Consider the following 25,310-nt stretch of genomic DNA (forward strand, 5'->3'; position numbering starts at 1 on the left):
CTTGCTCAATTGATTACATCGATGTAATGATGATCCCACCCCGCCCGCTGTCACGAAGGAGTGACGATGACGCCCCCGCTCGATATGTCCAGGCGACAGTTCCTCACCGCCGCCTCCGTCTCGGCCGCCGCCGCACTGCTCGCCGGCTGCGCCCCCGGCACCGTGCCCGGCGCGAACACCACCACCCTGCAGTTCTGGCACCTGCTCTCGGGCGGTGACGGAGTCACCATGTCGCAGCTGCTCGACACCGCCAACGCGGCGCAGAGCGCGTACCGCATCCGCCCCACCGTCCTCGCCTGGGGAACCCCGTACTACACGAAGCTCGCCATGGCCGGCGCCGGCGGCCGCGCCCCCGACGTCGCGATCATGCACGCGACCCGGACGGTCGGCTGGGCCCCCGGCGGGCTCCTCGACACGTGGGATCTCGACAAGCTCGCCGAGCTCGGCGTCGACAGCTCGACGTTCCCGAAGCCCATCTGGGAGAAGGGCTTCGTCGGCGAGAACATGTACAGCGTCGCCCTCGACGCGCATCCGTTCGTCGCGATGTTCAACACCGACATCTGCGACGCCGCGGGCGTGCTCGACACCGACGGCCGCCTGCAGACGACGTCGTCACCCGACGAGTTCCTCGACCAGCTGCGCACCATCGGCGGCCAGGCCGAGGGCCACGCCCTCTCGTACGGCTACCTCGGCGACGGCGCCCAGATGTGGCGCCTCTTCTACACGTTCTACTCGCAGCACGGCACCCCGATGGAGCTTCCGGCCGGCGGCACGGCGGTGATCGACAAGGATGCCGCGGTCGAGTCGCTCACGCTGATGCGCACGCTGCTCGACGGCGAGATCGCGCTCGCGCAGGCAGACTACGGCAGCGCGATCGCCGAGTTCGCCACCGGCAAGAGCGGGATGCTGTTCACCGGCGTCTGGGAGCTGCGCACGATGCAGAACGCGGAGCTGCCGTTCGACGCGACGATGATCCCCACGCTCTACGGCACCCCGGCCGTCTACGCCGACTCGCATTCGTTCGTCCTTCCGCACCAGACGAACGCGGATCCGCGCAAGCGCGACCTGACGTACCAGTTCGTCGCCGACATCCTCAAGGGCTCCTTCGGCTGGGCCGAGGCCGGGCACATCCCCGCCTTCCTCCCGGTCACCGAATCCCCGGAGTACGAAGACCTCATCCCCCAGGCCCATTACGCCGAGGCCGCCCAGCACGTGGTCTACGACCCGACGGCCTGGTTCACCGGTTCCGGCTCGAACTTCCAGGCCGAGTTCGGCGCCGCGGTGCAGAGCGTCCTGCTGTCCGGCGACGACCCCGCCGCCGCGATCGACCGCTTCGAGGCCCGCGTCAACACGCTCCTCCGACAGCCGAACCCGGCCGACCCCGAGGGGACGTTCGCATCATGAGCACCGCAACCGATTCCACGCGCACCATCGTCACGGGCTCGCGCACGACCCCTCGTGGCCGCCGCGCCGGATCCCGCAATCGCGAGCAGCTGATCAGCTGGGCATTCCTCGCGCCGTTCCTCGTCGCGTTCGTGCTGTTCCTCGTCTGGCCGATCATCCACGGCATCATCCTCAGCGTCACCGACCAGTCGCTCACCGGTGCCGGCGGGGCCTTCGTGGGCTTCGCGAACTACGCCGAGGCGCTCACCGACCCGAAGATGTGGCAGTCGATGGGCAACACGGTGTGGTTCACGCTCATCTCGACCGTGCCGCTCGTCGTGATCGCACTGCTCATGGCGGCGCTCGTCGACCGCGGCATCCCCGGCCAGTGGCTCTGGCGGCTGTCGTTCTTCATGCCGTTCCTGCTCGCCTCGACCGTGATCTCGCAGATCTGGGTCTGGATCTTCAACCCGCAGGTCGGTGCGGCCAACAACATCCTGGAGTTCTTCGGACTCGAGCCGATCGCCTGGCTGCAGAACCCCGACACCAACATGCTCTCGATCGTGATCGCCACCGTGTGGTGGACGGTCGGATTCAACTTCCTGCTGTACCTGGCGGCGATGCAGAACATCCCGCCCCAGCAGTACGAAGCGGCCTCCCTCGACGGAGCCGGCGCATGGCGGCAGTTCTGGTCGATCACTCTTCCGCAGCTGGGGCCCGCGACCGTGCTCATCCTGATCCTGCAGATCCTCGCGTCCCTCAAGCTGTTCGACCAGGCGTACCAGATGCTCGGCGGGGTCGCGAGCGACACCACCCGCTCGATCGTGCAGTACATCTACGAGGCGGGCTTCGTCAGCTACCGATTCGGCTACTCCGCCGCGATCTCCTACGTGTTCTTCGCTCTCATCGTCATCATCGGGGTCGCGCAGGCCGTCATCATGCGCCGCCGGAAGGAGCAGCTGTGATGTCCACCGCACCCACCGCCACCCGCACCCAGGCCGTCACCGCCACCGCGGCCGTCACCACGACGAAGGCCCGCGGTCCGCGTCGCTCGCACCTGCCGGGCCAGAAGCCCTTCGGCCCCCTCCGCATCGCCGCCTTCGTCGTCCTGCTGCTCCTGGCCATCGGCTGGCTGCTGCCGTTCCTCTGGGCGGTCGCGACCGCGTTCAAGACCGAGACGGATGCCGCATCCGGCGACCCCGGCTGGATCGGCGCGAGCGGCCCGACCATCGAGGCGTTCACGGCGATCCTGTCGCAGGGCAACGTCTACACCTGGGCGTTCAACAGCCTGTTCACCTCGGTCGCGATCACCGTGATCACCCTGGCGATCTCGGCTCTCGCGGCCTACGCCCTCTCCCGGCTCGACTTCACCGGGCGCAAGTGGCTCTTCATGGTGATCATCGCGTCGATCGTCGTGCCGCCGCAGGCGCTCATCATCCCGCTGTTCTACGAGATGCTCGCCTTCAACCTGATCGACACCTACTGGGGCCTCATCCTGCCCCAGGTCGTGGCCCCCGCCATGGTGTTCATCCTCAAGCGCTTCTTCGACGCCGTGCCGATCGAGCTGGAGGACGCGGCGAGGGTCGACGGCGCCGGTCGGTTCCGCATCTTCTGGTCGATCGTGCTGCCGCTCTCGCGGCCGATCCTGGCATCCGTCGCGATCTTCGTCTTCATCGCCGCGTGGAACAACTTCCTCTGGCCGTTCCTCGTCATCAACGACACCACGCTGATGACACTGCCGGTCGGACTCCAGACCGTCATCAGCGCCTACGGCGTGCAGTACGCCCAGGTCATGGCACAGGCCGTTCTCGCGGCGCTGCCGCTCATCATCGTGTTCATCATCTTCCAGAAGCAGATCGTCAAGGGAGTCGCGACCAGCGGCTTCGGCGGTCAGTAGTCCCCCACACCCCGGCTCGAGAGCCACACCAGAGGAGAGCAATGTCTCAGGCCCGCATCACCATCGACCGCGACTTCACGATCGCCGACGTCCCCCGGAGGCTCTTCGGCTCGTTCGTCGAGCACATGGGGCGCTGCGTGTACACCGGCATCTACGAGCCCGGCCACCCGCAGGCCGACGAGCGCGGATTCCGTCAGGACGTCCTCGCCCTGGTGAAGGAGATGGGTCCGACGGTGGTCCGCTACCCGGGCGGCAACTTCGTCTCGGGCTACCGCTGGGAAGACGGGGTGGGCCCGGTCGAGGACCGCCCCGTGCGCATCGACGGCGCCTGGCACACGATCGAGACGAACGCGTTCGGCCTGCACGAGTTCATGGACTGGGCGAAGGAGGCCGACGTCGAGGTCATGGAGGCCATCAACCTCGGCACCCGCGGCGTCGAGGAGGCACGGTCGCTCGTCGAGTACGCGAACCACCCGAGCGGCACCTACTGGTCGGATCTGCGGCGGAAGAACGGCGCGGAGCAGCCGTTCGACATCAGGCTGTGGTGCCTGGGCAACGAGCTCGACGGCCCCTGGCAGATCGGCGGCAAGACCGCATCCGAGTACGGGCGTCTCGCACAGGAGTCCGCCAAGGCCATGAAGCTCGTCGACCCGACGATCGAGCTCGTCGCCGTCGGGTCGTCGGCCCGTTCGATGCCCACCTTCGGCACCTGGGAGCACACCGTGCTCACGCACGCCTACGACGAGGTCGACTTCGTCTCGATGCACGCGTACTACCAGGAGCACGACGGCGACGCCGAGTCGTTCCTGGCGGAATCGGTCGACATGGACGCCTTCATCGAGGGCGTCATCGCGACGATCGACGCCGTCAAGGCCGCGGGCAAGCACACGAAGCAGGTGGACATCTCGTTCGACGAGTGGAACGTCTGGGACCAGGTGAAGTTCAACGATGTCGAGTCGGCGGAGATCGCGAAGGCCGGGTGGAAGAAGCATCCGCGTCTCATCGAGGACACTTACAACGTGACGGATGCCGTCGTCGTCGGCACCCTGCTGAACAGCCTGCTGCGGCACGGCGACCGCGTGAAGATCGCCAACCAGGCCCAGCTCGTCAACGTGATCGCGCCGATTCGATCGGAGGAGAACGGTCCTGCCTGGCGCCAGACGAGCTTCTGGCCGTTCGAGCGCATGGCTCGACTCGCGAAGGGCCGGATCCTGCGCCTCGCGGTGTCGGCTCCGCAGATCGAGACGAAGCGCTACGGCGGGGTCGACGCGGTGGATGCCGCGGCGACGTGGGACGAGGAGAGCGGACGCGTCGTCGTGTTCGTCGCGAACCGCTCGCTCTCCGAGTCGAGCGATCTGTCCGTCGACCTCCACGGTTTCGGCGCCCTGCGCGTCGTGAACGCCGAGACGCTGACGATCCCCGAGGGCGGAGACCGCCGCACCGCGAACCTCGAGACGACTCCGGATGCCGTGCACATGGTGCCCCTCGCGGCCGCCGAGGTCGTCGACGGCCAGGTGCGCGCGACCCTTCCGCCGCTCTCGTGGTCGGTGATCGAGCTGGTCTGATCCGTCGTCGCGGGTTCGCTCACCGACCGGGTGGCCGCGTCGGACAGGTCACTCCTCGTCCTTCGACACGAGCGAGAGCGGATCCGCGATGTCCTCCAGCGACTTGCCGGCCGCGCTGACGCCGAAGATGCCGCAGACCACGCCGCCGAAGATCATGATCGCCGAACCGAGGACGTAGCCCCAGAACAGGGGTCCGCGGTCTCCGGTCTCGGCGCTCGCGCCGATCAGCGATCCGTAGAGCACGGGTGCGATGGCACCGACGAGCTGACCGATCGAGAAGACGTACGAGATCACCTGGCTGCGCAGCTCCAACGGGAAGATCTCGCTGACCGTGAGGTAGGCCGCCGAGGCTCCGGCCGACGCGAAGAAGAACGATGCGCACCAGAGGGCGGTGTGCGTTCCGGCGTTGAGCACGCCCGCGTTGAACAGGAAGGCGCTGACGAGCAGGATGCTGCCCGCGAGGACGTACGTGGCGAACAGCATCCGTCGTCGGCCCCACGTGTCGAAGAAGTGCCCGAGCAGCAGGGCACCGGCGAGGTTGCCGACGGCGAAGATGATGAAGTACTGCGAGGCGGATGCCGGAGGCGTGTCGTAGAAGTTCTCCAGCACCAGCGCGTACGTGAAGAAGATCGCGTTGTACAGGAACGACTGGGTCACCATCATGGTGATGCCGACGAGGGTGCGGCGCGGGTACTTCTTGAACAGCACCTTCATGATGACGAGGAACGGCACGCGACCGTACTCCTTGACGGTGATCGCCTTGTTCTCGTCGACGGGCGGGATCGTCTTGCCCTCCTTGCGGATGCGCTCCTCGATCTCGTCGACGTTGCGCTCGGCCTCGCCCTCGAGACCGTGGGTCATCTGCCAGCGCGGGCTCTCGGGGATGTGGCGACGCAGCCAGATGATGAGCACACCCAGCACCGGGCCGAGGAAGAAGCTGAGGCGCCAGCCGATGTCCGCGGGGAGGATGTCGGTGTTGAGGAAGAACATGTTGGCGACCGCGCCGAGGGCCGCTCCGCCCCAGTAGGTCCCGTTGATCGCGATGTCGACACGTCCGCGGTACTTCGCCGGGATGATCTCGTCGATCGCGGAGTTGATCGCCGCGTACTCGCCGCCGATGCCGGCGCCGGCGACGAACCGCCAGATGTAGAAGAACCAGGGCGCGAACGCCAGACCGGCGACCGCGGATCCGACGAGGTAGATCGCGAGGGAGAGCAGGAAGAGCTTCTTGCGACCGAGGCGGTCGGTGAGCCGACCGAACACGAGCGCGCCGAACACCTGCCCGAGAAGGTAGAACGTGCCGGCGAGGCCCACCTCGGCGGGGCCCATGCCGAGCGTCGCGGCATAGCCGTTCGCGGCGACGATCTGCACCTCGAGGCCGTCGAGGATCCAGGAGAACCCGAGTCCGACGACGATCATCCAGTGGAATCGCGACCACGGCAGGCGGTCCATGCGCGCGGGGACGAGCGATCTGACTTCTTTGACGGTGACGTCGGATGCGGACATGGAGCCTCCTTACGGCGAGGGGCGGCACCGCCCCGCATCCGTGATACTCCTCACCGGTGCCCCGCCGCCAAGGGTTGACCCCGCGTCGCCGTCACGCTAACCCCGGGTCAGACGTCGACGTGGCGCTCCTCGGGACCGTCGTAGAACGACAGCGGGCGGATGAGAGCATTCGCCCCGGCCTGCTCGATGACGTGAGCGGTCCACCCGGTGACGCGCGCCGCGACGAAGAGCGGCGTGAAGGTGAGCGTGTCGAAGCCGATGAGGTTGTAGGCCGGGCCCGACGGGTAGTCGAGGTTCGGGTGGATGCCCTTGCGTGCGACGAACTCCGACTCGAGCGCGTCGTACAGCGCGGCGACCTCAGGCCGGTCGTAGTGCTCGACGAGGGTGTCGAGGGCGGCCTTCATGGTCGGCACGCGCGAATCGCCGTTCTTGTAGACGCGGTGCCCGAAGCCCATAATCTTGCGCTTCGCGGCGAGCGCCTCGTCGAGCCACGGTCCGACGTTCGACGCCTCGCCGATCTCGTCGAAGATGTGCAGCACGGCCTCGTTCGCCCCTCCGTGCAGCGGCCCCTTGAGCGCGCCGATCGCACCGACGACCGCCGAGTACAGGTCGCTGAGCGTCGAGGTGATGACGCGGGCGGTGAACGTCGACGCGTTGAACGAGTGCTCCGCGTAGAGGATCATCGAGCGGTTGAAGGCGTCGACCACCACGGGGTCGGCCTCTTCGCCGAACGTCATCCAGAGGAAGTTCGCCGAGTAGTCGAGGTCGTCGCGCGGAGCGATGATCTCTTCTCCGCGGCGGCGGCGCTGACCGTAGGCGACGATCGCGGGCAGCGCGGCGAAGAGACGGATGCTGCGCTCGAGGTTCTCCTCGGGGCTGCCTCCGGCATCCAGCACCGACCCGCCCGCGCCCGGGTCGGACGCGCCGATCAGGCTGACCGCGGTGCGGATCTCGTCCATCGGGTGCGCTTCGAGCGGGACCAGGTCGATCGCCGCCTTCACGTTGTCGGCGAGAGCGCGCTGTGGCCGCTCGGCCGTGCGGAAGGCCGCGAGCTCCTCCGGCGTCGGCAGCTCGCCGTGCCAGAGCAGGTACGCGACCGCCTCGAACGGCTGCGTGTCGGCCAGCTCCTGCACCGGGTACCCGCGATAGAGCAGGCTGTTCGTCTCGGGATTGACCTTCGAGATCGCCGTCGTGTCGACGACGACTCCCGCGAGACCCTTCTTGATGTCCTGCTCGGTCATGCTCACTCCTTCGTGATGGTGAAGTTGTAGACCCCGGAGTCGAAGTGGTTGTACGACTCGTAGTCGATCAGGTCGTAGAGGTCGGCGCGGTGCTGCATCTCACCGAGCGTCGAGGTCAGGTGCCCCTCGTCGTTCAGCGTATCGAGCGCACGGCCCGCCGCGCCCATCGCGATGCGCAGCAGCGACACCGGCCAGATGACCATCGCAACGCCCGCGTCCCGCAGCTGGTCGACCGAGAACAGGTCGCTCTTGCCGAACTCGGTCATGTTGGCGAGGATCGGCACGTCCAGAGCATCCGCCATCGCCTCGAACTCCCCGAGATCGCGCATCGCCTCGGGGAAGATCGCGTCGGCACCGGCATCCACCAGCGCCTTCGCGCGGTCGATCGCGGCGTCCAACCCCTCGATCGCGCGGATGTCGGTGCGCGCCATGAGGAGGAAGTTCTCGTCGCGACGTGCGTCGGCGGCGGCGCGGATGCGCTTGATCGCCGTGTCCTCATCGACGACGCTCTTGCCGTCGAGGTGGCCGCAGCGCTTCGGATTGATCTGGTCCTCGATGTGCGTGCCGGCGAGACCGGCGTCCTCGAGCTCCTGGATCGTGCGTGCGACGTTCATCGGTTCGCCGAAGCCGGTGTCGGCGTCGACGATCGCCGGGATGTCGGTCATGCGCGCGATCTGCTTCGCTCGACCGGCCACCTCGGTGAGAGTGGTGAGGCCGATGTCGGGCAGGCCCAGGTCGGCGGAGAGCACGGCGCCCGAGATGTAGACGCCGTCGAAGCCCTTCTGCTCGATGAGTCGGGCGCTCAGCGGATTGAACGCCCCAGGAAAGCGCAGCAGCTCGCCGCTCGCGAGCCTCTCACGGAACAGGCGGCGTTTCTCGGCCGGTGTGACGTGCGAATACAGCATCAGTTCCTCCCTCTGCGGCGGGGTGTGCGGGCACAGCTTCGGATGTCGGACGCGACGCGCCGCGCGACGCCTGCGCGATGCGGCGCGTCGGGCCCCGCGTCCGCAGCTGTGCCCGTCACGGCAGCCGACGACGCAGCCGAGGCGGGCATCAGAACAGGCCCTTCGGTGCGTCGGCGCCCTCGAGCAGCCCAGGCCTCGCGATGATCGACAGCTCGCCGATCTCGGCGGCGGTGAGCTCGGGCAGACGCTGCACGAGCTCGAGGAAGCGCTCGATCTCGGCGGGCTCGAGCACGGGCTCGGCCAGCAGGCGGAACTTCGCGATGTAGTTCTCGCGGGCGAAGGGCCGGGCACCGAGCGGATGCGCGTCGGCGACGGCGATCTCGTCGATGACGGTCGTGCCGTCGGCGAGGCGGAACTCGACGCGTCCGCCGAACGCCTTCACGGCGGGGTCCTCGGAGTGGTAGCGGCGCGTCCACTCGGCATCCTCGGCCGTGGTGACCTTGTGCCACAGCGCGACGGTGTCCGCGCGACCCGCGCGTTCGGGGGTGTACGAGTCGACGTGGTGCCAGCCGCCGTCCTGCAGCGCGACCGCGAAGATGTACGGGATCGAGTGGTCGAGCGTCTCGCGCGATGCCGTCGGGTCGTACTTCTGCGGATCGTTCGCGCCCGAGCCGATCACGTAGTGCGTGTGGTGGCTGGTGTGCAGCACGATGGCCTCGATGTTGGCGGGGTCGCGCAGCGCCGGGTTCTCGGTGCCGAGCTTGCGGGCGAGGTCGATCCACGCCTGCGCCTGGTACTCGGCCGAGTGCTCCTTCGTGTACGAGTCGAGGATCGCGCGCTTGGCCTCGCCGGCGGCGGGCAGCGGCACCTCGTAGGCGGCGTCCTTGCCGTCGAGCATCCAGGCGATCACGCCGTCCTCGCCCTCGTAGATCGGCGCCGGGCTGGTCTGCCCGCGCATCGCCCGGTCGACCGCCTCGACGGCCATCTTGCCGGCGAAGGCCGGGGCGTGCGCCTTCCAGGTGGAGATCTCGCCCTTGCGGCTCTGTCGCGTGGCGGTCGTGGTGTGCAGGCCCTGGCCGACGGCCTGGTAGATCGTCTCGACGTCGAGCCCGAGCAGGGTGCCGATGCCGGCGGCGGCCGACGGGCCGAGGTGGGCGACGTGGTCGATCTTGTGCTTGTGCAGGCAGATCGCACGCACGAGGTCCATCTGGATCTCGTAGCCGGTCGCGATGGCTCTGACCAGCGCGCGCCCGTCGGACCCGACGTGCTGCGCGACCGCGACGATCGGCGGGATGTTGTCGCCGGGGTGCGAGTACTCCGCGGCGAGGAACGTGTCGTGGTAGTCGAGCTCGCGCACGGCCACGCCGTTGGCCCACGCGGCCCACTCGGGGCTGGTGCGGCGGTCGAGGGCTGCGCCGAACACCGTCGCGCCCACGCCGCCGGACGAGACGGGGTGGCTGAACGCCTGCGCGCGAGCGGCGTCGATCGGGCCGCGGGTGAGGGATGCCGCAGCGACCGACGCGTTGTCGATGATGCGGTTGACGATCATGTCGACGACGTCCTGCTCGACCTCGACCGGATCGGCGGCGACCTCGGCGATCTTCCAGGCGAGCTGGTCTTCGCGGGCGAGGTTCTCGTCGCTGCGGTGCACACGGACGTGATGGGTGACGGTCATTTCACACCTTCTGGGTTGGCGGTCAGGGAGTCGATGATGCCGGCGAGCGCGTTGTGCAGGTGCACATGCGTGGCATGGGCGGCGAGGTCGCCGTCGCGGGCGGCCAGGGCTTCGGCGATGGTGCGGTGCTCGGCGGCGGATGCCGCGAGGCGGGCCGGCTTGTCGCGGGCCATCCGGCGGACGCGCACCAGGTGGGTGCGCACGGTGCGGAGCGCGGAAGCGATGTAGTCGTTGTCGACTGCGGCGTCGAGCGTCGCGTCGAACCGGGCGATCAGGGCGTAGTAGGCGTCGCGACCGGCGGCGGCATCGAGGTCGACGTGGGCGAACTCATCGGCGAGGGCGGCGAAGAGGTCGGCATCCCCCCGCTGTGCCGCGAGGCGGGCCGACGTCTCCTCGAGCGCGCGGCGGATCTCGAACAGCGCGCGGATGTCGTCGGCATCCAGATCTGCGACCACCGTGACGCGCGGCGACTGCTGCACGACCAGGCCGTCGGCGGCCAGGCGTCGCAGCGCCTCGCGCAGGGGCGTGCGGCTGATGCCGAGACGCGCGGCCTGCTCGACCTCGCCGAGCACGGAGCCGGCCGGCAGCGCGCCGGACTGGATCTCCTCCAGGAGCGTGGCGTGCGCCCGGTCGCTCGCGGTGATGCGATCGGCGACGGAGCTCATAGCGTTAGTGTATACACAAATGCGGTTGGTTGGGGCTTTGCCGCGCTCTCTTGGCCCTCGCGTATACATAGAGCGCGACGCGCGGTTGCGTGCATCCGCTCACCGGTGCGGGGCCAAAAGCGCACCCACCCACCGGCGCGGGGCCAAAAGCGCACCCGAAACGGCGCCCAGGGATGCGAAATCGACCCCGCACGGGTGCGGGCGCAGGGGGGGTGCGGCACCCCGCCATCTCCACCCCCACCCACACCCGCCGGTGCGGGGCCAAAAGCGCACCCACCCACCGGTGCGGGGCCAAGAGCGCACCCGAAACGGCGCCCCGGGATGCGAAATCGACCCCGCACGGACGCGGGACGCCCGGCGCGCTAGCGCGACGACCCCTCGGCGGCATCCGGCACCGGCTCGACGAACTCGACAGGTCGGGGCTCGCCCAGCTTCACCACCACCACGCCGACCAGCACGAGGACTCCTCCGAACGCCTGCAGCAGATCGGGCAGCTGGCCCAGCAGCAGCCACCCGAAGAGCAGGGCGGCCACGACCTCCGACAGCGCCACGAATGAGGCGAGGCGGGACCCCAGCATGCGGGTGGAGGCGATGCCGAGCAGGTAGGCGAGCGCGGTCGCGACGATGCCGATCGCGACCACCGGGACCCACCACGGCACGGTGCCGAACCGGTAGGCGATGTCGCCGGTCGTCCATGCGAGGGGCAGGATGCCGACGAGACCGGCGACCGTGAGCCCCACCGCTCCGAGCAGCAGCCCTCCCCCGGCGAGGGCGATGGGCGGGAGCCCCGTGTCGGCCTTGGCCGAGAGCAGGAAGTACGACGCGGCGCCGACCATCGCGGCCAGGGCCCAGAGGATGCCGGGAAGGTTGACCTCGGCGCCGGTGACGACGTCGAGCATGAGCACGAGGCCGACGAAGGCGATGACCGCCCCGATCACGCTGCGCCGGCTCGGCCGTTCACCACGGCGCAGCCAGAGCCACAGGATGACGGCGATCGGCGCCGTGTACTCGATGAGCAGGGCGATGCCGACATCCATCACGGCCACCGCCTGGAAGTAGCAGAGCTGCGTGGCCGCGACGGCGAGGAGCCCGTAGGCGGCGACCATTCCCGCGTTCCTCCTGAGTGCGCCCCAGCGGCCGCGCAGAGACAGGATCGTGGGCACGAGCAGCACGAGCGCCGCGACCCAGACGCGGACGGTCACTGCCGCGCCGGGAGTCCATCCGGCATCGATGAGCCCCCGCGCCCAGGCGCCGGACATGCCGAACGAGAATGCCGCGGCGATCGCCAGAGGGAGTCCCAGGCGGACGCCGGCGACACGGACGTCATCGGTGACAGTGCTCATGGCAAGTGACGCTACCGGTGCGAGATGTAAGGTGTCAATGTGAACTTCACCGATGACACCGCCGAGGCGCTGCGCGCAGCCGTGTGGCTGGTGAACTCCGCCGAGGACCCCGACACCCTCGAGTCGCTCGAGGACGAGAGCGCGTTCCTCACCGACTTCCCCTATTCCGGCCGCCTCGACCGCGACGACCGCGAGCTCGCCGCCCTGCGCGCCGTCCGTCCGAGGCTCCGCGCGATGCTCACGGCCCCCCGCGACGAGATGGTCGACCACGTGAACGATGCCCTGGCCGCGTCGCGCCTGACCCCGCGGCTCGTCCGCCACGAGGGAGCCGACTGGCACCTGCACGCCGTGGCCGACGACCGGCCCCTCGCCGAGCGCGTGCTCATCGAGACGGCGATGGCGCTGATCGACGTCATCCGCGCCGACGAGGGTTCACGCATCTCGATCTGCGCCGACGAGACGTGCGAGGCGCTCGCGCTCGACCTCTCGCGCAACCGCTCGAAGCGCTACTGCTCGACGACCTGCACGAATCGCAACGCCGTCGCCGCGTATCGGGCTCGCCGCGCGGCGGAGTGACCCGCCCCCGACGGTTCGCTAGCCTCGTCCCGTCATGAGCTTCCCCTACGACACCTGGTTCCCCGACGCCGAGTTCGACGGCAGCTACGGCCGCACGCTCGCCGACCTCCGTGCCATCGACCCGGTGCCGCCACCCGACGGGTTCTCCGCTCGCTGGACGCGCTGGCGGGACGAGGCGACGACGGTGCACGCCGATCCTGTCGCCCTCCGGTCCCGCACCGTCGACGGGCGACGGGTGTCGGTCATCGAGCACAGCGGCGTCGACGGCATCCGTCTGCGCGCCTGGCTGGTCGAGCCGAGCTCCGGCGCCCCCCGCGCGGCGGTCGTGCACGGCCACGGCTATGGAGGTCGGGATGCCGTGGATCTCGCGAGAGTGCCCGACGACGTCGCCGCGATCTTCCCGGTCGCGAGGGGGCTTCCGAGCCTGAACGCGGGCGTCGGTGCTCCTGAACCCACCGACCGGCACGTGCTCGCCGGCATCGCCCACCCCGACACGTACGTCCTCGGCCTCTGCGCGCGCGACCTGTGGCTCGCCGGGGACGCCCTCACCGCGGTCGTCGGCGACGTTCCGCTCTACTACGTCGGCGAGAGCTTCGGCGGCGGCATCGGCGCCCTTGCCCTGCCGTGGGACGACCGCTTCGTCGGCGCGACCCTCATCGTCCCGAGCTTCGGACAGTACGACGAACGCCTGGCCGTGCCGTGCCTGGGCAGCGGCGAGGTGGTGCGCCGGCATGTCGCACAGCATCCTGAGGCGAGGAGGGTGCTGCGGTGGTTCGATGCGTCGAGCGCCCTCGGGTTCGCGCGGGTGCCGGTGCGCGTCGAGGCGGCGCTGTGGGATCAGTTCGTCCCGCCGCAGGGACAGTTCGGGGTCGCGAACGCCGCACAGACGCTCGATCTCGCCGTCCTGCCCGCCGGGCACGCCGAGTATCCGGGGTCGGATGCCGTCACCGGGGATGCCGTCCGCGGGGGCCGCGCCCACCTCGAGCGCGCGCTGCGCGCCGCATCCTGACCTCAGGCGGGGATCAACCCCTCGTCCGCGAGGTCCTCCCACAGCGCTGTGGGGATCTCGAGCGCAGCGTACTGCGCGTTCTGCGCGACCTGCTCCGGGCGACTGCCTCCTACGACGACCGAACGCACCTCGTCGGACCGCGACGGGAACTGGAGCGCGGCAGCCGGCAGCGGCACATCGTGGTCGGCGCACACCCGCGCGATGCGCTGCAGGCGCTCCCAGAGCTCGTCGGGCAGCTGTCCGTACTCGTAGCGACCGTCGCGGCGCGGCTCGCTCGACGCCAGAAGTCCGGAGTTGAAGACGGATGCCGCGACGATGCCCGTCCCGGTCTCCCTGCACGCCGGCAGCACGTCGGCCGCGGCGGGCTGCTCGAGCAGCGTGTACCGCCCCGCGACCATGATCAGGTCGAGGTCGGCCGATCGGACCGCTGCGGCGAGGGCGTCCGTCACCATCGATCCGATGCCGATCGCGGCGACCTCCCCCTCTGCACGCAGCTGCTCGAGCGCGGGCAGCGCCTCCTCGAGCGCGAGATCGAGGTCGTGCCGCTCGGGGTCGTGGAGGTACAGCAGGTCGATGCGCTCGATGCCCAGCCGCTCGCGGGACTCGTCGAGACTCGCACGGATGCCGTCGGCCGAGAAGTCCCACACGCGCTGCAGGTCGTCGGGAACGTGGAAGTCGTTCGCCGTGTCGAGGCCTCCGTCGAAGTCGGGGTTGGGGCGCAACAGGCGCCCGACCTTCGTCGACAGCACGTACTCGTCGCGGGGCTTGGTGCGCAGGAATGCTCCGAGGCGTCTCTCGGACATGCCGAGCCCGTAGTGCGGTGCGGTGTCGAAGAAGCGGATGCCGCTGTCCCACGCCGCATCCAGCACGGCCCAGGCGTCGTCGTCCGTGAGCGCGCGGAACAGGTTGCCGACGTTCGCGGCGCCGTACCCGAGGGCGGGGACCGCGAGCGACGGACCGGAGTCAGACGCCGACATGCTGGCCGGTCCAGGCGAAGGTCGCGATGCTGTCGGCCTTCATCTCCATGCCGGCGCCCGGCGCGGTCGGCGGCATGTACGAGCCGCCACGGATGTCGGTGGGGATGACGAAGTGCTCATGCAGGTGGTCGACGAACTCGATCATCCGTCCTTCGCGGGTGCCGGTGACGGCGACGAAGTCGAACATCGACAGATGCTGCACCGCCTCGCAGAGCCCGACGCCGCCCGCGTGCGGGCACACCGGCACGCCGAACTTCGCCGCGAGCAGCAGGTTGGCGATGTTCTCGTTGACGCCGGCGACCCGCACGGCGTCGATCTGCATGACCGCGATCGCCTCGGCCTGCAGCAGCTGTTTGAAGATCACCCGGTTCTGGGCGTGCTCGCCGGTCGCGACGCGGATGGGCGCGACGCCGCGGGCGATCTCGGCGTGGCCGAGCACGTCGTCGGGGCTGGTGGGCTCCTCGATCCAGGCGGGACGGAACTCGGCGAGCGCGTTCACCCACTCGATGGCCTCCGACACCTCCCAGCGCTGGTTGGCGTCGATCGCGATGGGGAAGTCGGGTCCGCACACCTCGCGGGCCTTGCGGAACCGGCGGATGTCGTCGTCGAGGTCCGCGCCGACTTTGAGCTTGATCTGCGTGAAGCCGTCGGCCATCGCCTCGCGGGCGAGCCGCTCGAGCTTCTCGTCGGAGTAGCCGAGCCACCCGGGGCTGGTCGTGTATCCCGGGTAGCCGGTGGCGAGCAGCTCGCGCTCACGCTCGAGTCGTCCGGGTTCGGCGGCTCGCAGGATCTCCAGCGCATCGTCGCGGGTGAGCGCGTTCGTCAGGTAGCGGAAGTCGACGAGGTCGACGAGGTCCTCGGGCGTCATCCGGGCGAGCAGCTGCCAGAGCGGCAGCCCGGCGCGCTTGGCCTTGATGTCCCACAGCGCGTTGATGACGGCACCGATCGCCATGTGCATCACACCCTTCTCCGGGCCGAGCCAGCGCAGCTGCGAATCGCCGATGATGTCGCGGAAGGTCGTTCCCATGTCGTCGAGCAGCGGCTCGATCTCGCGGCCGACGAGGTGGCCGGCCAGTGCGTCGATCGCGGCCACCTGCACGTCGTTGCCCCGGCCGATCGTGAAGACGAAGGCATGGCCGTCGACGCCGTCGCCGGCATCCGTCCGCACGATGACGTAGGCGGCGGAGTAGTCCGGGTCGGGGTTCATCGCATCCGATCCGTCGAGGCTCAGCGATGTGGGGAAGCGGATGTCGGTCGTGTCGAGGGCGACGATACGGCTCACGGATTCCTCTCGGGCACGACGGTTCGTGCAGATCCCTTGGAGTGTAAACATCCGATGTCTATACTGTCAACGACGCGCACCCTGAAGGAGCGCCTCACAGACGCGACCACGCCACTGATCAGGAGAGACATGAAGTTCGCACGGCTAGGCGACTCCGGCGCCGAGATCCCGGTGCTCGTAGAGGGCGACCGCTACCTCGATCTGCGCAGTGTGACATCCGATGTGAACGGCGACTTCCTCTCGAAAGACTTCCGGGCGCGGGTCGAGGCGGCTCGCGCCGCCGATGAGCTCCCCGTGCTCGAGGGCGCCGCCGCCCTGCGCATCGGCGCCCCGATCGCCCGCCCGAGCGCGGTGATCTGCATCGGCATGAACTACGCGGCGCACGCCGCCGAATCCGGGTCGGAGCCGCCGAAGATCCCGATCATCTTCCTCAAGACGCCGAACACCGTCGTCGGCCCGAACGACAGCGTGACCATTCCGCGCGGCAGCGCGAAGACCGACTGGGAGGTCGAGCTCGGCATCGTCATCGGCGCCCGCACGGCCTACCTCGACTCCCCCGACGAGTCGCTCGCGCATGTCGCCGGCTTCGTGCTCGCGAACGACGTGTCCGAGCGCGACTTCCAGATGGCGGTGTCGGGCGGGCAGTGGTCGAAGGGCAAGATCGCAGCCGGATTCAACCCGACCGGCCCGTGGCTGGTCACCCCCGACGAGGTCGACCATCGCGCCCTGGGTCTGCGCAGCTTCGTGAACGGCGAGCCCCGGCAGGACTCGAACACCGGCGACATGATCTTCTCGGTCGAGGAGATCGTCCACCATCTGTCGCAGTACGTCACCCTGGAACCCGGCGACCTCATCCTCACCGGCACCCCGCAGGGCGTCGCCCTCTCGGGGAACTTCCCCTACCTCGTCCCGGGTGACGTGGTGGAGGTCGAGATCGACGGCCTGGGTCGCCAGCGTCAGGAGTTCGTGGCATGGGAGGCACAGAAGTGAGCAGCGCACTCGACGGACTCGTCGCGATCGTCACCGGCGGAGCCTCCGGCATCGGGGCCGCCATCGCCGCCCGCCTGCACGCGGACGGCGCGCAGATCGCGGTGCTCGACCGCGACACCTCGGGGGCGGATGCCGCGTTCGCCGCGTTCACGGCCGACGTGTCGGACCGCGCGTCGGTGGATGCCGCGGTGGCGGCCGTCGCCGAGAGGTTCGGCCGCATCGACATCGTCGTGAACAACGCCGGCGTCGGCGCCCAGGGCGACATCTCGGCGAACGACGACGACGAATGGGCGCGCGTGCTCTCCATCAACGTCACCGGCATCGCGCGCGTGACGTCGGCGGCGCTGCCGTGGCTGCGGAGGTCGCCGAGCGCCGCAGTCTGCAACACGGCATCCATCGCCTCCACCACCGGCCTTCCGCAGCGGGCGCTCTACAGCGCGTCGAAGGGGGCGGTCTCGGCATTGACGCGCGCGATGGCCGCGGATCACCTGCCGGACGGCATCCGCGTCAACGCCGTGAACCCCGGCACCGCCGACACCCCGTGGGTCGGGCGCCTGCTCGATTCGGCCGCCGACCCCGCCGCCGAGCGGGCGGCACTCGAGGCACGTCAGCCGCACGGCCGCCTGGTGACACCCGACGAGGTCGCTGCGGCGGTCGCCTACCTGGTGTCGCCGGATGCCGGATCGACCACCGGAACGTTCATCGAGGTCGACGGCGGCATGGCGCGGCTGCGCCTCCGTCCCGCCGGCTGAACCGGTCGGACCGGGGCTTCCCGCCCCGACCGGCACACCTCGCCCCGGTGCGCACACGATTCCCGAGAGTCGGTGTGCGAATCGGGGCAGTGTGTGCGATTCGGGACCGCACACGACGGAGACCGCACGCGCCGACCCCGCACGGGTCGACCCCCGGCGCCTACCCCCGGTCGCCCCGCAACCAGCCCAGGAACCGGATGCCGCGGCGCGGCCGCTCCTCGACGACCGACGCCGACCTCTGACCGATGCGGTAGAACGACTCGGCGTTGTCCCAGAACAGCGCGTCGGTGTCGTGCCCCCGCCGCTCGGCCCAGTCGCGCACGGCATCCGCCCACCGGCTGCGCGCCGTCGCCTGGTACATCGGCGAGCCGTCCGCGGGTGCGTGCGGGTCGCCCTCCTCGGCGGGTCCGATGACCGACACGGGCCAATCGCTGCCCCACATCAGTCGTTCCACGCCGAATGCGTCGGCGGCGGCGTCGAGGAAGGGCTCCAGCTGCGCAGCCGACCAGTCGCCCCCGGCCTCGGCGGGCAGGCCGGACAGCTTGCACCACACGTTCGGATGCCGGGCGAGATCGTCGAGGTCTCGAACCCACTCCATCGACGGCGCCACCGGCGCATCCGCGGTGCCGACCTGAGGCTTGCCCAGGTGGTCGAGCACCATGCGCAGCTCGGGCACCGCTCCCGCGAGACGTGCGATCTCGGGCAGCTGCGACTCCCGCACGCACGCGTCGAACGTCCATTCGCGCGCGGCGACCCCCCGTGCCCCGGTGACGAACGCGGCCGACACCGCGAGCCCGTCGGCCTCTGCCTGCAGGTCGTGCCGCACACCGACGACCAGCGGTTCCGCCGCGAGCCCCTCGAGGTGCGCCGTGGTGTCGGTGCCGCGATCGAGACGGGCGCCCGCCACGATGCCGACGACGCCGATGCGCGGGGCGAGCTCCGACACCCACCGCACCTCGTCGAGGAAGTCGTCGTCGATCGTCCCCGCCTGCACGAAGACCGCCTTCTCGGTGGTGGCGCTCGGGAGCCGCGCGTGCTCGATCTCCGTCTCGGCGAACAGCCAGGCGAGCGGACCCTCGAGCCACGGGTAGTGCAGAAGCTCGGGGTCCCAGAGGTGCAGGTGCGAATCGAGTACGCGCATGCCCCCATCCTGCCTCAGACATCCGATCAATCGCTAGGATGACGCCATGGCAGTCACCGACGAGGCGATCCAGCAGATCAAGGCGATGATCGTGTCGGGCGAACTCGCTCCCGGCGACCGACTCCCGCCCGAGAAGGAGCTGTCCGAACGCCTCGGCCTCTCGCGCAACTCCATGCGCGAGGCGGTGAAGGCGCTCGAGGTCATCCGCGTGCTCGATGTGCGTCGCGGCGACGGCACCTACGTGACGAGCCTGGAACCGCGCCTCCTCCTCGAAGCCATCTCGTTCGTCGTCGACATGCACGACGACGACTCGATGCTCGAGATCTTCGCCGTCCGCCGCATGCTCGAATCACAGGCCACCGGCCTCGCGGCCACCCTCGGCACCGACGACGCGATCGCCGAGCTCGAGCGTGAGGTCGAGTCGATCGACGCCACGGTCAGCATCGAGGAGCTCGTCGAGCACGACATCCGCTTCCACCGCGAGATCGTCGCCATGTCGGGCAACGCCTATCTCGCCAGCCTCATCGAGCACCTGAGCAGCCAGACCGTCCGTGCGCGCGTGTGGCGCGGGCTGACCGAGGGCGGTGCCGTGGAGCGCACGCTCTCAGAGCATCGGGCCATCGCGGATGCCATCGCCATGCACGACCCGGCACTCGCGACCTCCCTCGCCACGGCGCACATCGCGGGCGTCGAGCGGTGGCTGCGTCAGGCGGCCAGCGCCTGAGCCGACGGCCCCACACGCGCCCCGAACCGCCTGCCGGCCTCGACTACCCTCTTCTCAGGGCCGCGGTGCGGCACATCACGGGGGGAGTCGCACGATGACGAATGAGCAGGATGCTGCCGCGCAGCCGGAGCACGTCATCCCGCCCGAGCCTGTCGTCCCGCCAGCGCCTGCGACCGGCCTCCCCACCGGCATGCCGCCCGGAGTCCCGCTCGCTCCGCCGCTGAGCGCGCCCCCCGCGCCGCCGCCGCACGCAGCATGGCCGCCGTCGTCGCCCCCGTACGCGGCGGGTCCGGCGCAGCAGGGCTACCCCCAGCAGGGATACCCCCAGCCTGCCGGCTACCCGCAGCCGACCCCGTACAGCGCCGCCGCCTATCCGCTGTCGTCCGAAGTCCCTCCGCCCGCACGCTCGATCTCGCGCACCGCCGCCGTGGTCCTCAGCGTCGTCGGCGGTCTGGTCGTGCTCTCGATCGTGGCGATCGCATCGCTGCTCGGGATCGTGATGAACAGCAGCGCGCCGCCCCCTCCCCCCGCCGCCGCCACCGAGCAGCCGAGCGACGGCAGCGGCACCGGCACCGCACCCGATGCCGCCGCCGGAGAGGAGATCGCCGACATCCTCGAAGCCAAGATCGACGAGTACAAGCGCCTCCGCGACAGCGGCGCACTGTGGCAGAGCATCCCCGACACGGACTTCAACCGCACCGCCGTCTCGGCGTTCCTCTATCTCCTCACCGACATGAAGGTCGCGACGATCTGGGGTATCGATGCCGCGCAGGCGCAGGAGTACGAGGAGCGCATGACGATGCTCGAAGAGCGTCTGCTCGCGCAGGAGCCGCTCGGCGAGGACATCCGCATCACGCTCGAGGACGAGGTCTTCCGCTACGACGGCGAGACGGGCGAGGGCGGCTACACCGCCGAGTAGCGGGGCGATACGCTCGAAGGATGAGCGACTGGACCAGCACCGCGATCGCCCTGCTGGAAGCCGACGCCAACCGCAGCGCCGACACGCACCTGCACCTGTTCCCGCTGCCGCCGGAGTGGGGCATCGACCTGTATCTCAAGGACGAGTCGGTGCATCCCACCGGGTCGCTCAAGCACCGACTCGCGCGCTCGCTGATCCTGTACGGGCTCGTGAACGGCCGCATCACCGAGGACTCCACACTCGTCGAATCCTCGAGCGGCTCGACAGCGGTGTCCGAGGCGTACTTCGCGCGCATGCTGGGGCTGCCGTTCGTGACGGTCGTCCCCCGGTCGACGAGCCAGGAGAAGATCGACCTCATCGAGTTCTACGGCGGTCGATGCCACTTCGTCGACAGGGCCGAGGACATGTCGTCCGAGGCGCAGCGCCTGGCCTCCGAGTGCCACGGGCACTACCTCGACCAGTTCACGTTCGCCGAGCGCGCGACCGACTGGCGCGGGAACAATAACATCGCCGAGAGCGTGTTCAGCCAGTTGGCGCAGGAGCGGCATCCGATCCCCCGCTGGATCGTCGTCGGCGCGGGCACCGGCGGCACGAGCGCGACCTTCGGCCGGTACGTGAAGTACCGCCGACACGAGACGCAGATCGCCGTCGTCGATCCCGAGGGCTCCGCGTTCTACGACGGGTGGGCGGGCACGGTCGACCCGGCGCCCGGCCGCCCGAGCCGCATCGAGGGCATCGGCCGCCCTCGCGTCGAGGCCTCGTTCGTGCCCACGGTGATCGACGAGATGCTCCGGGTCCCGGATGCCGGCTCGATCGCGGCGATCCGGCTGCTGCGCGAGCGCACCCTGCACTGGACCGGCGGGTCGACGGGCACCAACCTCTACGGCGCCTTCGAGCTCATCGCGCGGATGCGGGCGGCGGGCGAGACGGGAAGCGTCGTCACCCTGATCTGCGACAGCGGCGTGCGCTACGCAGGCACCTACTACTCCGACGACTGGGTCGCCGAGCAGGGCTGGGACCTCGCACCGCACCGGGCGCGCCTCGAACGATTCCTCGACACGGGCGACTGGGTCGGCTGATCTCACGGCCATCGCCGCGGAGCGCTCCGCCCTGCGCTCCGCCCTACTCCGCCGAGCCGGATGCCGCGTCCCACATCGTGTAGGAGATGACGCCCGTCGGCAGGCCGTCGAGCGGTGCAGTCAGTTCGCTCTCGACGCCGACGATCCGTCCCGTGTCCACGGACACGAAGAGGGTCTCCTGTCGTTCCGGGATGGTCGGGGACACCGCCAGGCCGATCACGTCTCTGCCCAGACGATCGACGGTCGTGCCCCGGACGGCGAGGTCGCCGGTCTCGTCGAGAAGCGTCAGCAGCGTGGCGTGCTGGTCGTCGTCCAATGTCCAGAAGCCGAACAGTCCGGTGATGGCGGCTGCGAGTTCCCCGGAGGAGGAGTCGGCGGTCGCGCCGAACACCGCGAGAGCGGACTCGAGATCGGCCGGGGAGCTGCCGCTCAGGTCGCGTGCGGCGGGTGGAAGGCCCAGCTCGTCGGGGGCGGTGATGACCGTGTCGATGAGCTCTCCCGGCTCGTACGGGCTGGCGTCCACACCGTCCGGGCGCTCGTTGTCCGACCAGTACGACTCTCCCGCGGTGATCGTCGCGATCCCCGGTTCCGTGGCGCCCCACCGGAAGCTGATCTCCTGCGGGACGATCTCGACCTGTTTGCTTCCCATGTCCACACTCCAGCCCCACCCTACAGAGTCCACGCGCGACTCCTGTCGGGGCCCTCCGGGTGCGCGCAGAGCCCCGGTCGCGTCGGCGAGGACGTCGGAGAGCGGCGGTGCCGATGCGTAGGTGAGCGGCGGCGGCGTGAGTGCTGCTGCCTGCTGCGAGGGCATGAGGATGTTCGCGGTCACGATCACGCCCACGACGACCGCAGCGGATGCGGTGGCGAACGCCGCCCACGTGATCCTGCTCCGCACTCTTCGGGCTCGCGGCACCGTGCCCCGGATGATGCTCTCGCGAAGGGCGCGCGCCGCGGCCGGAAGAGGCTCGGGCACGATCGGCTTCGGCGCGGGGTTCGCCGCCCGGAAGAGGCGGTCGACGTCGTCATCCAGTGTCTTCACGTCGCACCTCCGTCCAGCTGCATGCGAAGCTTCTTCCGCGCGCGCGTGAGCGTCGCCCACACGGCCCCTCGGCTGGTGCGGAGCACCTCCGCGACCTCCCCGGCGCTGAGCTCGTCCCAGTACGTGAGGGCCACGACCTGTCGTTCGCGCGCGTTCAACGACGCGATCGCCTGTCGCAGGGCGAGCACTTCGCCGGGGTCGAGAGGGACGTCGGGGTTGTCGAGTCCGCGGGCGATCGCGTCGATCGCCCGTTCGCGCGACCGGGTCGTGCGGGAGCGGTCGCGGAGCTTGTTGTTCGCGGTCCGCAGGAACCAGGAAAATGGCAGCGGACGCTCGGGGTCGAGTTTGCGCCACGCGATGACGAACACCTCGGCGGTCAGCTCGTCGACCTCGTCCCGGTTGTCGAGGAAGCAGTCGAGGTGTCGCCGCACTCGCGGCCAGTACTGGTCGAAGAGCTCGCGGAAGACGGCTTCTCGTCGCCGCTCCTTCGCATCACGGGCGGAAGGGCCCGAGCGGTCCGACCGCGACGTGATCTCGGGCTCGCGCAGCATCGGCGTCGGTCCGGTCGCGACGCCGGCGAAGACGAGCGCGCCGACGACCGCGGAACGCCTCATCGGATCCTCGCCATCATCGTCGGTCTGTCCTCGTCAGGCTACCCGCGGCTAGAGGTTGCACCGCAACGAGGCCGTCCCGGTCGCGACGTTCACGCCGGTTCCCGCGCCAGCCGTCGCGAGGATCGTGCCGGCGGAGGTGCGCGCCTGGACGTTCCCGGAGGGGCGCGCGTTGGCGATGGAGCCGACGACGGCGAGCGCGGAGGTGCTGACGACCGTGCAGACGCCGAAGGCCAGCTTGGTGCCGCTGCGGTTCGACCCCGAGTACGCGCAGTAGGTGCCCGTGGCGCACGAACCGACCGAGCGACCGGTGCTCGACGCGACGGTGAGGGTCATGTCGAGTTCGGGCCAGACGACGGTGGTGTCGTCGACGATGACGCCGCTGGGCACCGCCTCGAGGGCGTAGCGGACGTCCGGGTGAAGACCCCGCTCCGACGCCTGCGCCGGGGCTCCCGTCCCGAGCAGCAGCAGTGCTGTGGCGACGATGCCGAGGAGGGTGTTCTTCATGCCGATCCGTTCGAGAGGGGCGCGGGTACTGGAGCTCTCCACTGTCTCCCGTCGTCGCGGCGCCCTCACATCGGTCAGGTTCGCCCTTTGGCGGCTGAACGCACTTCCTGACAGACTTTTTCTCCCGGTCTTCGATCGGCGTGCCGGCGACGGGCGATCGCCCGGATGCATGACGACCACCTACGCTGGCGGCATGACTACTCTCATCCTCACTGTCGCGGGTGCCGATCGTCCCGGACTCGTCGCCGCCGTCGCCGATGTCGTCGATGCCCACGGCGGCAACTGGGAGAACAGCTCGCTCGCCGAGCTCGCAGGCACGTTCGCGGGCGTCATCGAGGTGTCGGTCCCGCCCGAGCACTCAGAAGGTCTGCAGGGTGCGCTGCGCGAGCTCCAGGGTCAGGGGCTGCTCACCCTCGCCGTGCTCACGGGCACACCGGCCACGGCTGCCGAGGAGCAGGTCCTCGAGATCCAGGTGCTCGGCAACGACCGCCCCGGCATCGTCCGCGAGGTGTCGGGCGTGCTGAGCGCGCACGACCTCAGCATCGAGGAGCTCGCGACCGAGACGCGGGATGCCGCGATGGCCGGTGGCCGCCTGTTCGAGGCGTCGGTGGTGGCCCGAGTGCCCGCCACGGTCGATCTCGAGGCGCTGCGCCGCGACCTCGAGCGCATCGCCACCGAGGTCCAGGTCGACATCACCCTCGCCTGACCCGCCGCCCCGATCCGCACACACTGTCCCGAACGACACAGGAACAGGCCCGGAACCTGTGCAGACCGGGGCGGCGTGTGCGAAGCGGGGCAGCGACCGGCTCTAGTCAGACGCCGCCGCCGCATCGTCCGCATCGTCGGCGGTGTACCGACGCACCCAGTACTCCGTGTACGCGACATGGGCGGATGCCGCCGCGGATGCCGCCACGGGATCAGCGGCGGCGAGTCCGCGGAGGATGGCGCGGTGTCCGGCATCCGAGTGCAGCTTGAGCTCGGCGGCGTCGCCGGCATCCGGAATCCGATACGCCCGCGACCGTGACCGCAGCACGTCGATGAGGCTCGTGAGCGCGTCGTTGCCCGCGACCTCCGAGATCGTCATGTGGAAGGCGTGGTCGAGGCGAGAGTGGTCCTCGAAATCGTCGCTGGCCTCGATCTCGTCGAGGACACCGCTGAGGGTCTCGACCGTCGTCGCGTCGATGCGCGCCGCGGCGAGCGCCGCCGCGTGCGGCTCGAGCACCCGGCGAAGCTCGGTGAGCTCCAGCACGCCGGCCATGGGCAGCAGGCCGACCGTGAGCGAGAGGCTGCCGATGAGGTCGGCGGCGCGCAGCTCGCTGACGTAGCTTCCGGATCCGTGCCGGGTCTCGAGCACGCCGAGTGCGGCCAGCATGCGGATCGCCTCGCGCAGCGACCCTCGCGAGACGCCGAGCCGTTCGCACAGCTCGCCTTCGCTGGGAAGACGGTCGCCGGGCCGCAGAGCCCCGTCGGCGATCAGCGCACGGAGTCCGTGCAGAGCCGTGTCCAGCGCGCTCATCGTCA

At 69.8% G+C, this 25,310-nt stretch carries 25 protein-coding genes; 12 read left to right on the forward strand and 13 right to left on the reverse strand.

What is annotated here, in order from left to right; genetic code table 11:
• Positions 1-66: 66 nt before the first annotated feature.
• Genes BN2660_RS03780 through BN2660_RS03795 form a run of 4 tightly spaced genes read left to right on the forward strand, consistent with a single transcriptional unit; the run spans position 67 to position 4,845 of the window.
• Complete coding sequence (locus BN2660_RS03780; RefSeq protein WP_091227505.1) at positions 67-1,404, forward strand: extracellular solute-binding protein; 1,338 nt, start codon at positions 67-69, stop codon at positions 1,402-1,404.
• A complete protein-coding gene (locus BN2660_RS03785; protein WP_091227507.1) occupies positions 1,401-2,348 on the forward strand; it encodes a carbohydrate ABC transporter permease in 948 nt (315 codons plus the stop codon). The genes BN2660_RS03780 and BN2660_RS03785 overlap by 4 nt, the downstream gene beginning before the upstream one ends.
• Positions 2,348-3,280: a carbohydrate ABC transporter permease gene (locus BN2660_RS03790; protein ID WP_091227510.1), complete on the forward strand. Its 933-nt coding sequence runs from the start codon at positions 2,348-2,350 to the stop codon at positions 3,278-3,280. The genes BN2660_RS03785 and BN2660_RS03790 overlap by 1 nt, the downstream gene beginning before the upstream one ends.
• 41 nt (positions 3,281-3,321) lie before the next feature.
• Entirely contained in the window at positions 3,322-4,845 is a 1,524-nt protein-coding gene (locus BN2660_RS03795) for an arabinosylfuranosidase ArfA (protein ID WP_091227512.1), read from the forward strand.
• Positions 4,846-4,893: 48 nt separating this feature from the next.
• Here BN2660_RS03795 and BN2660_RS03800 read toward each other — a convergent pair whose 3' ends face one another.
• From BN2660_RS03800 to BN2660_RS03825, 6 genes are all read right to left on the reverse strand, one after another.
• Positions 4,894-6,351 carry an MFS transporter gene (locus BN2660_RS03800; RefSeq protein WP_091227514.1) on the reverse strand — a complete coding sequence of 486 codons (1,458 nt, stop codon included), beginning with the start codon at positions 6,349-6,351 and terminating at the stop codon, positions 4,894-4,896.
• Positions 6,352-6,458: 107 nt separating this feature from the next.
• Positions 6,459-7,592: a bifunctional 2-methylcitrate synthase/citrate synthase gene (locus BN2660_RS03805; RefSeq protein ID WP_091227517.1), complete on the reverse strand. Its 1,134-nt coding sequence runs from the start codon at positions 7,590-7,592 to the stop codon at positions 6,459-6,461.
• A 2-nt stretch (positions 7,593-7,594) separates the two neighbouring features.
• The gene (gene prpB, locus BN2660_RS03810; RefSeq protein WP_091227520.1) at positions 7,595-8,497 is read right to left on the reverse strand and encodes a methylisocitrate lyase; all 903 of its coding nucleotides are present in this window, start codon (positions 8,495-8,497) and stop codon (positions 7,595-7,597) included.
• A gap of 148 nt (positions 8,498-8,645) precedes the next feature.
• Entirely contained in the window at positions 8,646-10,172 is a 1,527-nt protein-coding gene (locus tag BN2660_RS03815) for an MmgE/PrpD family protein (RefSeq protein WP_091227523.1), read from the reverse strand.
• Entirely contained in the window at positions 10,169-10,837 is a 669-nt protein-coding gene (locus BN2660_RS03820; RefSeq protein ID WP_091227525.1) for a GntR family transcriptional regulator, read from the reverse strand. Before BN2660_RS03820 ends, BN2660_RS03815 begins: the two co-directional genes overlap by 4 nt.
• 362 nt (positions 10,838-11,199) lie before the next feature.
• Positions 11,200-12,180 carry an EamA family transporter gene (locus tag BN2660_RS03825; protein WP_091227528.1) on the reverse strand — a complete coding sequence of 327 codons (981 nt, stop codon included), beginning with the start codon at positions 12,178-12,180 and terminating at the stop codon, positions 11,200-11,202.
• A 39-nt stretch (positions 12,181-12,219) separates the two neighbouring features.
• Here BN2660_RS03825 and BN2660_RS03830 point away from each other — a divergent pair, with 39 nt between their 5' ends.
• Entirely contained in the window at positions 12,220-12,756 is a 537-nt protein-coding gene (locus tag BN2660_RS03830; protein ID WP_091227531.1) for a CGNR zinc finger domain-containing protein, read from the forward strand.
• A 34-nt stretch (positions 12,757-12,790) separates the two neighbouring features.
• Positions 12,791-13,765 (forward strand): acetylxylan esterase, encoded by a 975-nt coding sequence (locus tag BN2660_RS03835; protein ID WP_091227534.1) that lies wholly within the window; start codon positions 12,791-12,793, stop codon positions 13,763-13,765.
• Positions 13,766-13,767: 2 nt separating this feature from the next.
• Here the strand turns inward: BN2660_RS03835 and BN2660_RS03840 are convergent, their stop codons facing one another.
• Both BN2660_RS03840 and BN2660_RS03845 read right to left on the reverse strand, forming a co-directional pair.
• Positions 13,768-14,742 carry an aldo/keto reductase gene (locus tag BN2660_RS03840; protein ID WP_091227536.1) on the reverse strand — a complete coding sequence of 325 codons (975 nt, stop codon included), beginning with the start codon at positions 14,740-14,742 and terminating at the stop codon, positions 13,768-13,770.
• Entirely contained in the window at positions 14,729-16,024 is a 1,296-nt protein-coding gene (locus tag BN2660_RS03845) for an L-fuconate dehydratase (protein WP_091227539.1), read from the reverse strand. Before BN2660_RS03845 ends, BN2660_RS03840 begins: the two co-directional genes overlap by 14 nt.
• Before the next feature lie 129 nt (positions 16,025-16,153).
• Here BN2660_RS03845 and BN2660_RS03850 point away from each other — a divergent pair, with 129 nt between their 5' ends.
• Both BN2660_RS03850 and BN2660_RS03855 read left to right on the forward strand, forming a co-directional pair.
• Complete coding sequence (locus BN2660_RS03850) at positions 16,154-17,014, forward strand: fumarylacetoacetate hydrolase family protein (protein WP_091227542.1); 861 nt, start codon at positions 16,154-16,156, stop codon at positions 17,012-17,014.
• Entirely contained in the window at positions 16,996-17,766 is a 771-nt protein-coding gene (locus BN2660_RS03855; RefSeq protein WP_091227544.1) for an SDR family NAD(P)-dependent oxidoreductase, read from the forward strand. Before BN2660_RS03850 ends, BN2660_RS03855 begins: the two co-directional genes overlap by 19 nt.
• 160 nt (positions 17,767-17,926) lie before the next feature.
• On the opposite strand, the gene BN2660_RS03860 is transcribed toward BN2660_RS03855, so the two are convergent.
• A complete protein-coding gene (locus BN2660_RS03860; protein ID WP_091227547.1) occupies positions 17,927-18,907 on the reverse strand; it encodes an amidohydrolase family protein in 981 nt (326 codons plus the stop codon).
• Between the two features lie 46 nt (positions 18,908-18,953).
• Between BN2660_RS03860 and BN2660_RS03865 the strand changes: the two genes are divergently transcribed.
• The 3 genes from BN2660_RS03865 (at position 18,954) to BN2660_RS03875 (ending at position 21,629) form a co-directional block, all read left to right on the forward strand.
• A complete protein-coding gene (locus BN2660_RS03865; RefSeq protein WP_091227550.1) occupies positions 18,954-19,631 on the forward strand; it encodes a FadR/GntR family transcriptional regulator in 678 nt (225 codons plus the stop codon).
• Between the two features lie 94 nt (positions 19,632-19,725).
• The gene (locus BN2660_RS03870; protein WP_091227552.1) at positions 19,726-20,550 is read left to right on the forward strand and encodes a hypothetical protein; all 825 of its coding nucleotides are present in this window, start codon (positions 19,726-19,728) and stop codon (positions 20,548-20,550) included.
• 20 nt (positions 20,551-20,570) lie between these two features.
• The gene (locus BN2660_RS03875; protein WP_091227554.1) at positions 20,571-21,629 is read left to right on the forward strand and encodes a PLP-dependent cysteine synthase family protein; all 1,059 of its coding nucleotides are present in this window, start codon (positions 20,571-20,573) and stop codon (positions 21,627-21,629) included.
• 43 nt (positions 21,630-21,672) lie between these two features.
• Here BN2660_RS03875 and BN2660_RS03880 read toward each other — a convergent pair whose 3' ends face one another.
• Genes BN2660_RS03880 through BN2660_RS03890 form a run of 3 tightly spaced genes read right to left on the reverse strand, consistent with a single transcriptional unit; the run spans position 21,673 to position 23,789 of the window.
• On the reverse strand, positions 21,673-22,671 hold the full coding sequence (locus BN2660_RS03880; protein ID WP_091227557.1) for a hypothetical protein: 999 nt from the start codon (positions 22,669-22,671) through the stop codon (positions 21,673-21,675).
• On the reverse strand, positions 22,668-23,285 hold the full coding sequence (locus BN2660_RS03885) for an RNA polymerase sigma factor (protein ID WP_091227559.1): 618 nt from the start codon (positions 23,283-23,285) through the stop codon (positions 22,668-22,670). The genes BN2660_RS03880 and BN2660_RS03885 overlap by 4 nt, the downstream gene beginning before the upstream one ends.
• A gap of 48 nt (positions 23,286-23,333) precedes the next feature.
• Positions 23,334-23,789: a hypothetical protein gene (locus BN2660_RS03890; protein ID WP_091227561.1), complete on the reverse strand. Its 456-nt coding sequence runs from the start codon at positions 23,787-23,789 to the stop codon at positions 23,334-23,336.
• Between the two features lie 193 nt (positions 23,790-23,982).
• On the opposite strand from BN2660_RS03890, the gene BN2660_RS03895 reads away from it, so the two are divergent.
• Positions 23,983-24,495, forward strand: a complete 513-nt coding sequence (locus BN2660_RS03895; RefSeq protein ID WP_091228039.1) for a glycine cleavage system transcriptional repressor — start codon at positions 23,983-23,985, stop codon at positions 24,493-24,495.
• A 102-nt stretch (positions 24,496-24,597) separates the two neighbouring features.
• Here the strand turns inward: BN2660_RS03895 and BN2660_RS03900 are convergent, their stop codons facing one another.
• The gene (locus BN2660_RS03900; protein ID WP_091228044.1) at positions 24,598-25,305 is read right to left on the reverse strand and encodes a FadR/GntR family transcriptional regulator; all 708 of its coding nucleotides are present in this window, start codon (positions 25,303-25,305) and stop codon (positions 24,598-24,600) included.
• Positions 25,306-25,310 lie beyond the last annotated feature (5 nt).

It is taken from the genome of Microbacterium sp. 3J1 (assembly GCF_001049495.1).
In the GTDB taxonomy this organism is placed as follows: Bacteria; Actinomycetota; Actinomycetes; order Actinomycetales; family Microbacteriaceae; genus Microbacterium.

Coding starts and splice junctions, on each gene's coding strand:
- BN2660_RS03780 (WP_091227505.1), top strand. CDS start 67: ATGACGCCCCCGCTCGATATGTCCAGGCGACAGTTCCTCACCGCCGCC.
- BN2660_RS03785 (WP_091227507.1), top strand. CDS start 1,401: ATGAGCACCGCAACCGATTCCACGCGCACCATCGTCACGGGCTCGCGC.
- BN2660_RS03790 (WP_091227510.1), top strand. CDS start 2,348: ATGTCCACCGCACCCACCGCCACCCGCACCCAGGCCGTCACCGCCACC.
- BN2660_RS03795 (WP_091227512.1), top strand. CDS start 3,322: ATGTCTCAGGCCCGCATCACCATCGACCGCGACTTCACGATCGCCGAC.
- BN2660_RS03800 (WP_091227514.1), bottom strand. CDS start 6,351: ATGTCCGCATCCGACGTCACCGTCAAAGAAGTCAGATCGCTCGTCCCC.
- BN2660_RS03805 (WP_091227517.1), bottom strand. CDS start 7,592: ATGACCGAGCAGGACATCAAGAAGGGTCTCGCGGGAGTCGTCGTCGAC.
- prpB (WP_091227520.1), bottom strand. CDS start 8,497: ATGCTGTATTCGCACGTCACACCGGCCGAGAAACGCCGCCTGTTCCGT.
- BN2660_RS03815 (WP_091227523.1), bottom strand. CDS start 10,172: ATGACCGTCACCCATCACGTCCGTGTGCACCGCAGCGACGAGAACCTC.
- BN2660_RS03820 (WP_091227525.1), bottom strand. CDS start 10,837: ATGAGCTCCGTCGCCGATCGCATCACCGCGAGCGACCGGGCGCACGCC.
- BN2660_RS03825 (WP_091227528.1), bottom strand. CDS start 12,180: ATGAGCACTGTCACCGATGACGTCCGTGTCGCCGGCGTCCGCCTGGGA.
- BN2660_RS03835 (WP_091227534.1), top strand. CDS start 12,791: ATGAGCTTCCCCTACGACACCTGGTTCCCCGACGCCGAGTTCGACGGC.
- BN2660_RS03840 (WP_091227536.1), bottom strand. CDS start 14,742: ATGTCGGCGTCTGACTCCGGTCCGTCGCTCGCGGTCCCCGCCCTCGGG.
- BN2660_RS03850 (WP_091227542.1), top strand. CDS start 16,154: ATGAAGTTCGCACGGCTAGGCGACTCCGGCGCCGAGATCCCGGTGCTC.
- BN2660_RS03855 (WP_091227544.1), top strand. CDS start 16,996: ATGGGAGGCACAGAAGTGAGCAGCGCACTCGACGGACTCGTCGCGATC.
- BN2660_RS03860 (WP_091227547.1), bottom strand. CDS start 18,907: ATGCGCGTACTCGATTCGCACCTGCACCTCTGGGACCCCGAGCTTCTG.
- BN2660_RS03865 (WP_091227550.1), top strand. CDS start 18,954: ATGGCAGTCACCGACGAGGCGATCCAGCAGATCAAGGCGATGATCGTG.
- BN2660_RS03870 (WP_091227552.1), top strand. CDS start 19,726: ATGACGAATGAGCAGGATGCTGCCGCGCAGCCGGAGCACGTCATCCCG.
- BN2660_RS03875 (WP_091227554.1), top strand. CDS start 20,571: ATGAGCGACTGGACCAGCACCGCGATCGCCCTGCTGGAAGCCGACGCC.
- BN2660_RS03885 (WP_091227559.1), bottom strand. CDS start 23,285: ATGAGGCGTTCCGCGGTCGTCGGCGCGCTCGTCTTCGCCGGCGTCGCG.
- BN2660_RS03890 (WP_091227561.1), bottom strand. CDS start 23,789: ATGAAGAACACCCTCCTCGGCATCGTCGCCACAGCACTGCTGCTGCTC.
- BN2660_RS03895 (WP_091228039.1), top strand. CDS start 23,983: ATGACTACTCTCATCCTCACTGTCGCGGGTGCCGATCGTCCCGGACTC.
- BN2660_RS03900 (WP_091228044.1), bottom strand. CDS start 25,305: ATGAGCGCGCTGGACACGGCTCTGCACGGACTCCGTGCGCTGATCGCC.